The 14185-nt window shown below is 34.6% G+C and carries 13 protein-coding genes and 1 tRNA gene; 13 read left to right on the plus strand and 1 reads right to left on the minus strand.

Translation table 11 applies throughout. The features are described from left to right. The first annotated feature begins 8 nt into the window (after window positions 1–8). The 6 genes from BMY85_RS14465 (at window position 9) to BMY85_RS14490 (ending at window position 4034) form a co-directional block, all read left to right on the plus strand. A tRNA-Pro gene (locus BMY85_RS14465) sits at window positions 9–83 on the plus strand. Window positions 84–519: 436 nt separating this feature from the next. Further along, window positions 520–1242, plus strand: coding sequence for an FAD-dependent thymidylate synthase (locus BMY85_RS14470; RefSeq protein ID WP_092478990.1), 723 nt, complete (start codon window positions 520–522; stop codon window positions 1240–1242). After that, window positions 1242–1742, plus strand: a complete 501-nt coding sequence (locus BMY85_RS14475) for a nucleoside/nucleotide kinase family protein (protein WP_092478992.1) — start codon at window positions 1242–1244, stop codon at window positions 1740–1742. Before BMY85_RS14470 ends, BMY85_RS14475 begins: the two co-directional genes overlap by 1 nt. Before the next feature lie 13 nt (window positions 1743–1755). Next, window positions 1756–2619, plus strand: coding sequence for a hypothetical protein (locus BMY85_RS14480; RefSeq protein WP_092478994.1), 864 nt, complete (start codon window positions 1756–1758; stop codon window positions 2617–2619). Continuing rightward, complete coding sequence (locus BMY85_RS14485; RefSeq protein WP_092478996.1) at window positions 2603–3385, plus strand: hypothetical protein; 783 nt, start codon at window positions 2603–2605, stop codon at window positions 3383–3385. Before BMY85_RS14480 ends, BMY85_RS14485 begins: the two co-directional genes overlap by 17 nt. 97 nt (window positions 3386–3482) lie before the next feature. Beyond that, window positions 3483–4034, plus strand: coding sequence for a DJ-1 family glyoxalase III (locus BMY85_RS14490; protein WP_092478997.1), 552 nt, complete (start codon window positions 3483–3485; stop codon window positions 4032–4034). Here the strand turns inward: BMY85_RS14490 and BMY85_RS14495 are convergent. Next, window positions 4031–5323, minus strand: coding sequence for an alanine/glycine:cation symporter family protein (locus BMY85_RS14495; protein ID WP_092478999.1), 1293 nt, complete (start codon window positions 5321–5323; stop codon window positions 4031–4033). The two genes, BMY85_RS14490 and BMY85_RS14495, sit on opposite strands and share 4 nt — an antisense overlap. 273 nt (window positions 5324–5596) lie before the next feature. Between BMY85_RS14495 and BMY85_RS14500 the strand changes: the two genes are divergently transcribed. From BMY85_RS14500 to yihA, 7 genes are all read left to right on the plus strand, one after another. Continuing rightward, entirely contained in the window at window positions 5597–5815 is a 219-nt protein-coding gene (locus BMY85_RS14500) for an alpha/beta-type small acid-soluble spore protein (RefSeq protein ID WP_092479001.1), read from the plus strand. A 272-nt stretch (window positions 5816–6087) separates the two neighbouring features. After that, window positions 6088–7434: a phosphoglucosamine mutase gene (glmM, locus tag BMY85_RS14505; protein WP_092479002.1), complete on the plus strand. Its 1347-nt coding sequence runs from the start codon at window positions 6088–6090 to the stop codon at window positions 7432–7434. A 126-nt stretch (window positions 7435–7560) separates the two neighbouring features. After that, complete coding sequence (gene tig / locus BMY85_RS14510; protein ID WP_092479005.1) at window positions 7561–8847, plus strand: trigger factor; 1287 nt, start codon at window positions 7561–7563, stop codon at window positions 8845–8847. Between the two features lie 26 nt (window positions 8848–8873). Next, complete coding sequence (clpP, locus tag BMY85_RS14515) at window positions 8874–9458, plus strand: ATP-dependent Clp endopeptidase proteolytic subunit ClpP (RefSeq protein WP_092479008.1); 585 nt, start codon at window positions 8874–8876, stop codon at window positions 9456–9458. Between the two features lie 21 nt (window positions 9459–9479). Beyond that, the gene (gene clpX / locus BMY85_RS14520; RefSeq protein WP_092479012.1) at window positions 9480–10778 is read left to right on the plus strand and encodes an ATP-dependent Clp protease ATP-binding subunit ClpX; all 1299 of its coding nucleotides are present in this window, start codon (window positions 9480–9482) and stop codon (window positions 10776–10778) included. Window positions 10779–10983: 205 nt separating this feature from the next. Beyond that, window positions 10984–13302, plus strand: coding sequence for an endopeptidase La (gene lon / locus BMY85_RS14525; protein WP_092479015.1), 2319 nt, complete (start codon window positions 10984–10986; stop codon window positions 13300–13302). Window positions 13303–13319: 17 nt separating this feature from the next. After that, a complete protein-coding gene (yihA, locus tag BMY85_RS14530; protein WP_092479017.1) occupies window positions 13320–13925 on the plus strand; it encodes a ribosome biogenesis GTP-binding protein YihA/YsxC in 606 nt (201 codons plus the stop codon). Window positions 13926–14185: the final 260 nt, after the last annotated feature.

Raw genomic sequence — 14185 nt, forward strand, 5'->3', positions numbered from 1 at the left:
GAGTTTATCGGGGTGTGGCTCAGCTTGGCTAGAGCGCTTGATTTGGGATCAAGAGGTCGCAGGTTCGAATCCTGTCACCCCGATTATTGAAAATCTGTGCCAATTATATTTTGGTATGGGTTTATTTTTATATAACAGCAAAGTCTTGCTTTGCATAGCGAGGTTGCTAAAAAAGTAGTATTTTGTGTTTTTGTTTTTCGTTTGTCCAGATATTTGTGCATAGCTGGATGTCTTACTTTATATCATACATTCTTGCTTTCGGTTTTTTGAATCAACAAGAATAGTTCTTCAGAAATAATTTTAGGCAAGTCATTTAAGAAAGGCAATGTCAAGTTAGTGGTAATTTTGGTTTGAATTATTATAATAGTGTCTTTTATCAGAATCTAAGTTTAAAAATCAGCTGATAATAAAATTATTATGTTATGGGAAAAGTAAACTTTTTAGGAAGATATATTTGTTTGACATCATCATGTATTTAACATATAATAAAAAAAATTAGATTACAGTAGGAGAAACATAATGAACGTATATTTAAATGAAATTACAGGAATTGATGATGCTTTTGTTTCCATGTTTATGAGTAAACGTAGCTGGACAAGGAAACTTGAGTGTGAAATAAGGAATGTGTGTAAGAGGGTATTGGCTGATAATGGTGCTTTAAAAAAAGATTGTAATAAGCAGGATCTAGAGAAGTTTACTGGATGGATGGATTCTTTGTTAAAGTGGGGATGGAAACATATTACAATGCTTAGATTTATTGATTTTTCAATTACGGTTGAAGGGTTGCATAGAGCTGGACAGGATGACTGGGATGCGCATGCATGCAGATTTAATAATAGAATAATTCGTTCCAGTACCCGTTTGGCTGATTTTGGAAACGAAATATCAGAATGGTATGAAGACAAGATACTTCCCACAGATATAGCATTGGAAAATTTAGGACTTAATATTCCAAAAGAAGTATTTATTAATGGTGAAACATATGTTAAAGCTATAAATGGATATGTTCGTAAAGATTTTGCTAATGATGCTGATGTTAAAAGAGGGTTATATATGCTAAGTATTCCAAGTAATTTTATTTTTAAAGTTAATTTAACAGAATGGGCGCATGTTTATAAAGAACGTAATGCACAAGGTGCAGCTAATCCAGAAGTAAAATTATGTTGTGAAAATATAGCAGATCAGTTAGAGGATTTTCATAAACAGTTTAATCGTGATTTATTTAGGAAGATTGAAAATTGATGGAAAAAAGGGTAGTTATAATAAACGGATATGCTGAAAGTGGTAAGGATTCCTTTGTTGAACTGGCTAAGGAATTTGTTCAATTAAAAAATTATTCATCTGTTGATGAGATTAAGGAATTTCTTTATCAAATAGGATGGAATGGAAAGAAAGATAATAAAACAAGGGAATTTATATGTGAACTAAAAAGGATGTTGACAGCATATAATGATTATCCTTTTGAATGTTTAAAAAAAGAATATGAAGCATTTAAGAGGGATAGTACGTATGTCCTATTATTTTTGCATATTAGGGAACCAGAGGAAATAAAGCGTGCAGTTAGGGAATTTAAAGCAGTAACTTTATTAATTATGAGAGAAAAAAGAAACATTTATACAAACTCTGGTGATGCTAATGTTGATAATTATAAATATGACTATGTAATAGAAAACAATGGTTCTAAAATGGAATTATGCAGTAAAGTGAAAAAATTTTTAGATGAAATTGGATTATTGATTTAAAAGGATTGGTTCAATGGATAATAATGAATTGCTTGTTCAATATGAAAAAAGAAGGATTTTTATAGATATTGCTTTTAAGGGGTGTGGAAGTGGATGTGTATATTGTTATTCTGATAGTTCAAGTGATAAGCAAAGTTTAATTTCTTTATACCATGTGGATAAATTATGTCAAAGTGTATTGGAAAAACTTGATGATAGCATATATTATATAATATCATTTTGTCCTAATACGGAACCATTTAAATCTGATGAAAGTTGTAATTTAATTATTAGGATAATAAAGAAACTTAGACATAAAAAGGTAGCATTTCAAATTGCAACAAAAGAATTTATTCCGTTAAATGTTTTGAAAACTCTAAATGAGTTAAGTAGGTTTAAAAATCAGATATTTATAAATATATCAATGCCTTATTTGGAGACAAAGATTATTGAACCGCATGCAGGAACATGTGAAGAACGGATTAGAAATATACAAAATATTAAAGATTTTTCTAATTTAAGTTCCTGTTTGTATATAAAGCCTTATAATTCTTTCGTTAAAAACAATATTGATAAATATATAAAACTAATAAGGGAGGAGAAACCAGATTATGTTTGTGTAGGTATGAAATTTGAAGAAAAATTAACTTCTAATAGTACGTGCAGAACTATGTATACTAAAGAAATTGCTGAGAAAACAATAAGTAAAAATGATTTTATTGGAATATTAAAAATAAAAGAAGAACTAGAGAAAGAAGGGGTTTTAGTTTACTTTGCTTCAACATGCTTTATTGTAAATTGTCTAATGATAGAGTGTGAACAAGAACTTTATAAGTATAAGCCTGAATTTTGTCAAAAATGCGTTATAAGGAGGATAGGGGATGAAAAGGAGTATTAGCATAAAAAGTATGGAAAGAGGTTCTATATATAATTTAGTAATTTTTTTATTTGGATTATTATTTGTTCTGGGAGGGATTATAATAAAAGAGAATAATGTTTTGGAAACAGTATTACTAAGTATTGGAACTTCATTAGTAGCTACATCTATAGCTGCATATATAAATTCAAAATATATAATACATAATAGTAAGTTAAAAACAGTTGTTGAACAATGGAAATTAGAGGATATTTATGAATCTAAGGCGAAAATGAATGAAAAATCTAACAATTGTTTGGAAAAGTGCAAGAAAAACATTGACATAATAGCGATAGGAATGGAAAATTTTTTAGCTAAAAAGGGAACATTACTAGAGGAACTATTACAGAATGGAGTGAAAATGAGGATTATTACTTGCGATCCTTCAAGTCTGTTTCTTGGTAGAAGGGAGGAAGATGAACAAGGTAAAAATATAGGTAAAATGAAGTTAGATATAGAGAAACTTCAGAGTTGGATAAAAAAACAGATTGGATTACAACGTAATATAGAAGTTAGGTATTATGAGTCATATCCTGCATTTTCATATTTGAGAATTGACAATAATTTATTTTGGTCAGATAATTTATGCAAGATGCCAAGCCAGCAAAGCATGGCATTTGAATTTTACAAGAATGGAAAAGGCTTTAGATATTATAGTCAATATTTTGAAAAAATATGGGGTTCGGATTTGTGTTTAAAAGAAGAGCAACTTAATAGTGTAGTTGAAAAGAGAAATAAAACAGTGTAATTTGCAAATAATAGGTTAAGTTTGGAATACTAAAGCAATTCGTTTTATATGGAGATGTTAAGTATATTTAATATAATAAGATGAGGAGTGATAGATATTGGCTAAGGTTTATATTTTTTTAGCAAATGGGTTCGAGGAAATAGAAGGATTAACGGTTGTTGATCTTTTGCGAAGAGCACAAATCAATGCACAGATGGTTTCAATTGAAGAAGGTAAGCAAGTTACAGGAAGCCATAATATAAAAGTTGAGGCGGACTGTTTATTTAAAGATGCCAAGGTGGATGAAGCAGATATGTTAGTATTGCCAGGTGGGATGCCGGGAACAACTAATTTATTACATCATCCGTTACTTATTGAGAAAATAAAAGAATTCCACAAAAATGAAAAGTGGCTTGCAGCTATTTGTGCAGCACCAAGTGTATTAGGGGCATGTGGAGTATTAACAGGGAAAAAAGCCTGCTGTTATCCAGGCTTTGAAGAAAAGCTGCTTGGCGCAGCCATCCAGTACGAGGCAGTAATTCAGGATGGTCATGTAATTACTAGCCGTGGGATGGGGGTAGCAATTGATTTTGCATTGAAGATAATCGAAGTATTAGTGTCGGAGGAAAAGGCACAAGAGATAAAAGAAAGTGTGATATATCAGGGTTAATATGTAATCTCTTTCTTAAGAAGGAACAGGGACGCTAAATTAGGGAGTAAAATGCATGCATTAATTAAATCAGTCATTTCCCAAACCAGGTCAAGAGACATTACAGCACCTAAGAATATCATCACAAGATAAAAAGTCTGGTAGGTTTTTTTATAACGTTTTCCACATAAGTAGTGCAGTGCACGTTCACCAAAGAAAGACCACCCAATAAGTGTAGCTATAGCAAAGGCGATTAGGGCAAGGGTTAAGATTATATTTCCGTATGGCAGAACAGAGAATGCCGCAGTTGTGTAACTGCCAGAAGTACAATTGGTAAATGCCTCAGGATGTTTGATACCTTCTGTTACAATTACCAGTCCTGTTATAGCACACATAATTACAGTATCCCAAAAAGTAGCGGTCATCTGAATCAGGGCCTGTTTTTTTGGGTTTTTTGTATTGGCATGACCTGCGGCTATGGCAGCAGAACCCATACCGGCTTCATTGGTGTATAATCCCCGGGCAATCCCGTGACGTGCTGCCATCTGAATAGTAAATCCTGAAAAACCGCCAATGACTGCGTTGGAATGAAATGCTGCTCGTATAATCAGGTTGACAGCAGATCCTAAGCAGCCACGATTCAGATAAAGAATCAAAAAGCAGCAAAAAATATACCCAAAACCCATTATCGGGACGATTTTGCTACATACATCGCCAATTACTTTCATACCGCCAATGATAACAAAACCACATAGGATGGCAGCAGCAATTCCTGCAATTTCAGGTGGAAGTTTCCAAGCAGCAGAAGCTGCTTCTGCCATGGCGTTAGCTTGTGTAGCACATCCTATACAGAGAGAAGCGATTACCGTGCAGATGGCATATATGACTGCAAGCCATTTTTTATGTAATCCTTTTTCAATTACATACATGGGACCTCCGACGTATTTATTAGAAGCTGTTTTTGTACGATAGATAAGGCTTAGATAACATTCGGCATAGGAAGTTGCCATACCTAATATTCCAGTTATCCAGCACCAGAATACGGAGCCAGGACCACCAAGGGCTATTGCGAGAGAAACACCAACAATATTCCCCGTTCCCAGAGTTGCGGCTAAAGTTGTGGCAAGGGCAGCAAATCCAGACAGGTTCTTGTTATTGTCATTTTCATTTTTTACAGATAAGCGAATGCCTTGAAAAACTTTTCGCTGTGGAAAGCGTAAATAAACTGTAAAAATAATATGTGTTCCAATTAGTAATAAAAGTATGGGATAAGTCCATAAAAAATTATTAAAAGTTTTTAGATATGACATGGGTACACCTTTTTATTCTCTTTGTAGAGTATATCATGATACATGCGATTTCATGACATAAGACAAGGATGAAATTTCCATAATAAAAAAACAAAACCGAGTAATAATAATAACAAGATAAGTGATGAAAAACAACGTTATACAGAAACAACAGTCCGGTAGCAGAATTGCAGCTGCAATGTTTTTTCTAGATAAGCGAAGTGAAGTAATCGCTTATCCCATACAAAGGCCATGCATAAAGCATGGGCAGAAAAACTCACGGAGGTGACCGTTATGTCAAATAACAATAATAGTGGTTCAAACAGAGTGGAAGTACCTCAAGCAAGAGAGGCATTAGACCGTTTCAAAATGGAAGTGGCATCTGAAATTGGAGTACCATTAAAACAAGGTTATAATGGAGACTTAACAAGTGCCCAAAATGGTTCTGTTGGTGGAGAAATGGTTAGACAAATGATCAGAAAATACGAACAGGATATGTCTTCTGGACAATAATAGATAACAAAGCATAAGCTAATGGATGTTATCTATAACAGGGATTAACACAACGCTAAAATAAAACATCATCTAGTAATGTGACAATTTGGGATTTATCTTGGAGGACTCGCGTAATGGATGATGTTTTTTATTTGCAAAGAAATAGTTCACATACATTGCATAAATTCACGGTTTATGCTAATATATACAATTGCGTACATGAAAGTTTTAGACAGAGAATATAAGTGATAATATAGAGTCAGATTTTGGTAAGAATAAGGAGGAGTATGATGGGTAAGTATTTTGGAACAGATGGATTTCGCGGTGAAGCTAATAAAGTTTTAACTGTAATGCATGCGTTCAAAGTGGGGCGTTTTTTGGGGAATTATTTTGGGAAGGATCACAAAGCCAGAATTGTAATAGGAAAGGATACAAGAAGATCCAGCTACATGTTTGAAGATGCTTTATCAGCTGGATTGACTTCCAGTGGAGCAGATGTTTATTTATTACATGTTACAACAACACCAAGTGTTTCCTATGTGGTAATAAGTGAGGGATTTGACTGTGGAATAATGATTTCAGCTAGCCATAATCCTTTCTATGATAATGGTATTAAGATTTTAAATGGGGAAGGTCATAAGCTTTCAGCAGAAATAGAAGCACTGATTGAAGAATATATAGATGCAGAAGAAGATACTATTCCATATGCAGTAGGAGAAGATATCGGAAGAACGGTTGACTATTCTATGGGAAGACATCGCTATATGGGATATTTGATCTCATTAGCTAAGCGGTCTTTTAAGGGTGTGAAAGTAGGACTTGACTGTGCCAATGGTTCAGCATCAACAATTGCAAAACCTGTTTTCGATGCATTGGGTGCGAAAACATTTACAATGAGCAATGAACCGAACGGCGTCAATATAAATACAAATTGTGGCTCAACACATATTGAGAATTTAGCAGCATTTGTTGTAGAGAACAATTTAGATGTAGGATTTGCATTCGATGGAGATGCAGATAGATGTTTAGCAGTAGACGAGAAAGGGAATATTATTGATGGTGATTTAATACTTTACCTTTGTGGTACTTATTTGCATGAGCATGGAGAATTAACAAACAGTACAATTGTTACTACAATAATGTCAAATATGGGGCTTTACAAAGCGTTGGATGACAAAGGCATTTCTTATGAGAAGACCACAGTTGGAGATAAATATGTGTATGAGTGTATGATGAATAACGGGTATACACTAGGCGGTGAACAGTCAGGTCATATTATCTTCAGCAAATATGCATCCACAGGAGATGGCATTTTAACTTCTCTTATGGTTATGGAAGTAATGCTTGAGAAGAAGATGAGCATTTCCGAACTATTAAAAGATATCAAGATTTATCCGCAGTTACTTGTAAATGTGAAAGTCAATGACAAAAAGGCTGCAAGAGAAGATGCAGTGGTCAAAGAAGCAGCGGCACAGGTTGAAAGAGAGCTGGGGGATGAAGGAAGATTATTGTTACGTGAAAGTGGTACAGAGCCATTGATTCGAGTAATGGTAGAAGCCAAGACAGATGAACTATGTGCGAAATATGCAAAAATAGTTACAGATGCGTTAAAGAAACAAGGTCATGAACGCCCTTGACAGGGAGAGCATTCCTTGCAAATAACAAGATTAGGTATTTACAAAAATACTAGCTTATACTATACTTATGCTTAGATTGAGAATGGCTAAGTGTCTGTTTTCATGCTATTTTAAGGAGGAAAATCAATGAGTTTACAAGTGGAAAAGTTAGAAAAGAACATGGTAAAGCTTACAATCGAGGCGAGTGCAGAAGAACTTGACGCTGCCATTGAAAAAGCATATCAGAAGAATAAAGGGAAAATTTCCGTTCAAGGATTTAGAAAAGGCAAAGCACCACGTGCTGTTATTGAAAAAATGTATGGAACAAGCGTTTTCTTTGAAGATGCAGCGAATGTATTAATTCCTGAAGCTTATGATAATGCTGTAAAAGAAAGCGACTTAGAGATTGTTTCTCAACCTGATATTCATGTAGTACAAATTGAAAAAGGAAAACCTTTTGTTTTTACAGCTGAAGTAGCAGTGAAACCGGAAGTTACTTTAGGTGATTACAAAGGTATCGAAGTTGAAAAAATTGAAGTAACAGTATCTGATGATGAAGTCAGTGCAGAATTAGATCGTGTCAGGGAACAGAATTCCAGAACAATCAGTGTTGAAGATAGAGCAGTTGAAAATAATGATATTGCAGTAATTGATTTCGAAGGATTTGTTGATGGCGTAGCATTTGAAGGTGGAAAAGGAACAGATTATTCTTTAGTAATTGGTTCTCATTCCTTTATTGATACATTTGAAGAGCAGTTAGTTGGTAAAAAAGCTGGAGAAGAAACAGAAGTTAATGTTACATTTCCAGAAGATTACCAGGCAGCAGAATTAGCTGGAAAAGCTGCTGTGTTTAAGGTAACGGTAAAAGAAATTAAAGTAAAAGAGTTACCAGAGTTAAATGACGAGTTCGCTCAAGATGTTTCTGAATTTGAGACTTTAGAAGAGTATAAGGCTGACGTAAAGAAAAATCTTGAAGAGAAAAAATACAATGCAGCAATGTCAGCAAAAGAAGAAGCAGTAGTTGATACTGTAATCGAGAATGCAGCAATGGAAATTCCAGAAGCAATGATCGAAACTCAAGTTAGACAAATGGCTGATGATTTTGCTAGAAGAATTCAACAGCAAGGTTTATCATTAGAACAATACTTCCAGTTTACAGGAATGGATCCGCAGAAGTTCTTAGAGTCTATTAGACCACAGGCTTTAAAACGTATCCAGAGCAGACTTGTATTAGAAGCAATCGTAAAAGCAGAAAACATTGAAGTTTCTGAAGAAGAGCTTAACAAAGAATTAGAAGGTATGGCAGCAGCTTATAAGATGGAATTAGACAAATTAAAAGAGCTTATGAGCGACAAAGATAAGGAAACTATGTCTATGGATATTGCTGTTCAAAAAGCAGTTGATGTTATTACAGCAGCAGCTGTAGAAAAATAGTTCCTATGTAAAAGGAGGAATGTTGGATGAGTTTAGTCCCATATGTCATTGAACAAACGAGCAGAGGAGAACGTTCTTACGATATCTACTCCAGATTATTAAAGGAAAGAATTATTTTCCTAGGAGAAGAAGTAACGGATGTTTCCGCACAGTTAATCGTATCACAGCTTTTGTTTTTAGAGTCAGAAGACCCAAATAAAGACATCAGTTTATATATCAATAGCCCAGGTGGCTCTGTTACAGCTGGTATGGCTATCTATGATACTATGAATTACATTAAATGTGATGTATCTACCATTTGCATGGGTATGGCCGCTAGTATGGGGGCTTTCCTGTTAGCTGGTGGAACAAAGGGCAAGAGATTTGCACTTCCTAACGCTGAAATTATGATTCATCAACCTTCCGGTGGTGCTAAAGGTCAGGCTACTGACATTAAGATTGTGGCAGATAATATTTTGAAAACAAAGAAAAAATTAAATGAAATTTTAGCTGCTAATACAGGAAAACCTCTTGAAGTTATTGAGATCGATACCGAAAGAGATAATTATATGACCGCACAAGAAGCAATGGAATATGGATTGATCGATAGCATTATTACGAAACGTAGCTAATTTTGTAAAGGAGTTTGTTGAATGGCGAATAAAACAGAGGACAGAAAGCAGTTAAGATGCTCTTTCTGTAATAAGACACAGGATCAGGTACGCAAGCTTATCGCAGGTCCTAATGTGTATATTTGCGACGAGTGTATCGATCTTTGTGCAGAGATTATTGAAGAAGAATTCGATATGAACGAAAATGATAGTGAGATTAACTTACTAAAGCCTCGTGAAATCAAAGAGTTCTTAGATGAATATGTTATTGGCCAGGATGATGCTAAGAAAGTCTTGGCAGTTTCCGTTTACAACCATTATAAGAGAGTTCTTGCAGGCAAAAACCTTGATGTTGAGCTGCAGAAAAGTAATATTATTATGGTTGGGCCAACAGGTTCAGGTAAAACTTACCTTGCTCAAACATTAGCTAAATTATTAAATGTACCATTTGCTATTGCAGATGCGACAGCTCTTACTGAAGCGGGTTACGTTGGAGAAGATGTTGAAAATATTTTGTTAAAAATTATTCAGGCAGCTGATTATGACGTAGAACGTGCAGAATATGGTATCATTTATATTGATGAAATTGATAAGATTACTAGAAAATCTGAAAATACATCCATTACACGTGATGTTTCAGGTGAAGGTGTTCAACAGGCATTGCTAAAAATCTTAGAAGGAACGGTTGCGAATGTTCCTCCACAAGGTGGCAGAAAACACCCTCATCAGGAATTTATTCAAATTGATACAACCAACATTTTATTTATCTGTGGTGGAGCTTTTGATGGTTTGGAGAAAATCATTGAGAGCAGAATAGGACAAAAATCTATTGGTTTTGGTGCTGAGTTAGGCATGAAAGCCAACTATAATGTTGGCGAAATGTTTAAACAGGTGCTGCCAGAAGATTTTGTTAAGTTTGGCTTGATTCCGGAGTTTATTGGACGTGTTCCTGTAACAGTGGGATTAGACTTATTAGACGAGGCTTCTTTGTCACGTATTTTAACAGAACCAAAGAATGCTATTGTAAAACAGTATAAGAAACTGTTTGAATTTGATGGTGTTTCTCTTGAATTTGATGAAGATGCGATTCAGGCAATTGCAAAATTATCATTTGACAGAAAGACAGGTGCCAGAGGTTTACGAGCAATAATGGAATCAGTTATGATGAATTCAATGTTTGATATTCCTTCTGAAGAAGAAGTTGCAAGATGTATAATTACAAAGGCAGCAGTTGAGGGAAAAGAAGAACCAAAACTGATTATGGTTGATGCGGAAAATGAAAAGATGCCTATACCGAAAAAAGCGTCAAAACGTCATGGGAATGGTGACGAAATAGCATAATTGAATATGTGAGAATAAAATTAAAGGAGAATGAGAACAAATGTGTCTCGTTCTCCTTTAAAAATGTTAGAAGATTGTCATATATTTTTTTACTTGCAAACAACTGCTATTATAGGTAATATAGTATCATATGAATAGCTATTCTTAGTTAATAGTTTGTTGAATCCAGGGAGGTTCAAAGGATAAGTAGAAAAGAGGATGCAAGATGGAAAATTACAATAAGAATTTACCAGTTATTGCGTTAAGAAATTTAACAGTATTACCTGGAATGATGATACATTTTGATGTAAATAGGGATATTACAATAAAGGCAGTTGAAAATGCAATGTTGGGGGATCAGATGGTTTTTCTGGTAACTCAAAAAGATCCAGAAGTTGAAGAACCAAAAGATGAAGATTTAGAAGCATATGGTACAATTGCATTGGTTAAGCAAGTGATCAAGTTAAGTGAAGATGTACTAAGAGTAATGGTAGTAGGAATTCAGAGAGGAGAACTTGTTTATATAGAAGAGGAAGAACCGTTTCTTTTGGGTGAAATTGAGGTAACTGAAGATTTTAGTCTTAACATGTTATCACCACTTGAAATAAAAGCTATGAGCGAACAATTGAAGAAACTGTACGAGCTATACTGTGTTGCAACTAATAAGGGAAATTCAAAGGTCTTGCTTAAGATACAGGATATAGAGAATATGGATAAGCTGGTAAATGAAATTGCAATAAATATGGTTCTGACTCAAGATGAGCAGCAGGCTATTTTGGATCAGGAAAATTTGGCGAGCCGTTATGAGTTTTTGTGTATTATGATATCTGAAAAACTCCAGATATTGGATTACAGGAAAGAACTGGAAAAGAAAATAAAAAGCCATATTGACAAAAACCAAAGGGAATATGTATTACGTGAGCAGCTTAAAGTGATTCGAGAAGAACTTGGAGAAGATGATTCCGAGGATGAAGCAGAGCAGTTTTTTAAGGAGTTAAAGAAGTTAAAAGCATCTAAAGAGGTTAAAGAGAAGATAAAGAAGGAAATTAACCGCTACAAATCTATAGCTGCTAATTCAGCTGAAAATGCAGTAATTCGTAGTTATATAGAAAATTTATTAGCTTTGCCTTGGGATAAGGAAAGCAAGGATACCAATGATTTGAAAAAGGCAAAGAAGGTATTAGAGAGTGAGCATTATGGGCTTACGAAAGTTAAGGACAGGATACTTGATTATCTTGCTGTAAGAAGCGTTGCGGAAAAAGGAGATGCCCCTATTATCTGTTTAGTAGGACCTCCTGGAACTGGTAAAACTTCAATTGCACGTTCTGTTGCAACCGCATTAAACAAGAAATATGTAAGAATCTGTTTGGGCGGAGTGCGTGATGAAGCGGAAATCAGAGGACATAGAAGAACCTATATAGGAGCTATGCCAGGACGTATTATTAACGGTTTGAAGAGCGCAGGTGTGAAAAATCCACTGATGCTTCTGGATGAAATTGATAAGACAAGTTCAGATTATAAAGGTGACACATCATCAGCTTTATTAGAAGTTTTAGATTCCGAGCAGAATAATAAATTTGTAGACCACTATGTAGAATTACCTGTAGATTTATCAGATGTGTTATTTATTGCAACTGCAAATTCACTTTCCACAATACCGAGACCATTACTTGACCGTATGGAAGTAATAGAGGTTTCAAGTTACACAGAAAACGAGAAACATCATATTGCAAAAGAATTTCTTGTAAAAAAGCAAATGAAGAAGAATGGACTAAAAAATAAAGAACTGACTATTTCTGAAAAAGCTTTAGATAAGATTATTACAGGTTATACACGGGAAGCGGGTGTGAGAGGATTAGAAAGAAAAATTGCCGAGATTTGTCGTAAGTCTGTACGAGAAGTTATCGAAAGCGAAAAGAAACAAATCCGAATCAATGAAAAAAATCTTTCAAAATATTTGGGAAAAGTTCCGTATGATATAAACATGGCAAATGAAGAAGATGAAGTAGGAATTGTGCGAGGACTTGCATGGACAAGTGCTGGTGGAGATACTTTACAGATTGAAGTAAATGTTATGCCTGGAAAGGGAAAGATGCAGATGACAGGAAAAATGGGAGATGTTATGAAGGAATCTGCACAGATTGCGTTAAGTTATGTACGTTCTATCAGTAATGAGTATGATGTGCCTGCGGAATACTATGAGAAACATGATATCCATTTGCATATACCTGAGGGAGCAGTTCCGAAAGATGGTCCATCAGCTGGAATAACTATGACAACTGCGATTTTGTCAGCCGTGACGAAGAAAAAAGTTAGGGCTGATTTGGCAATGACTGGAGAAGTAACGCTTCGTGGAAAGGTTTTACCGATTGGTGGGTTGAAAGAAAAATTGTTAGCTGCAAAAGCGGCACATATTAAAACAGTTTTAGTACCAAAAAAGAATAAAAAAGATATTGAAGAATTGGATATAGAAGTATTGGAGAAACTAGAAATAGAGTATGTCGAAACGATGAAAGATGTTTTATCATTTGCACTAGCTCATTAGAAAAGGAGGACTAAATCGTGCATATTAAAAGTGTGAATTTAGAGACAGTTGTCGGAATTACAAGCACATTGCCAAAGAATGAGCTGGTTGAAATTGCATTTGCGGGCAAATCAAATGTAGGAAAGTCGTCGTTAATCAATGCACTCATGCAAAGAAAGTCTTATGCTAGGACGTCACAGCAGCCTGGAAAGACACAGACAATTAATTTTTATAATATTAATAATGAACTGTATTTTGTAGACTTACCTGGATATGGTTATGCAAAAGTGGCTAAAGAAGTAAAAGTTAAATGGGGCAAAATGATTGATAACTATTTAAAGAAATCAGAAGTTTTGCGACTGCTATTTTTATTGGTTGATATTAGACATGAACCAGGGCAAAATGATAAAGACATGTACAATTGGGCTGTACATTATGGTTTTAATCCGGTTATAATTGCTACTAAGTCGGACAAAATAAGCCGTGGAGCTAAGCAAAAACATGTTACACAAATAGCAAAAGCTTTAAATGTTGTGGAAGGAACACCGATTATTCCTTTCTCTGCGTTAAACAAAGAAGGCAGAGATGAAATATATGAATATATAGAAGGTGCAAAAGAGTACTTTGATGAAGAGAATCAATAAGATGTATTAATTTAAAAAGGAGTTGCGGGATAGGAATATCGTGTAACTCTTTTTTAAAAGAATATGCATGAAGACAATTGTGGCATGGAATTATCTAATATTTAGAGAAATATAAAAAAATTTTTGAAAAAAGTTTGAAAAAACTTGTTGACAGGAATCGAAAGATGTGATAAAATATAAAACGTCGCTGAGAGGAAAGACAAAGTCCTGAAGCGAAGAACATTGATAACTGAACAGTGAAACAACCTTGAAAATTCAGA

The sequence above is a fragment of the [Clostridium] polysaccharolyticum genome (assembly GCF_900111595.1).
GTDB lineage: Bacteria > Bacillota > Clostridia > Lachnospirales > Lachnospiraceae > Clostridium_AI > Clostridium_AI polysaccharolyticum.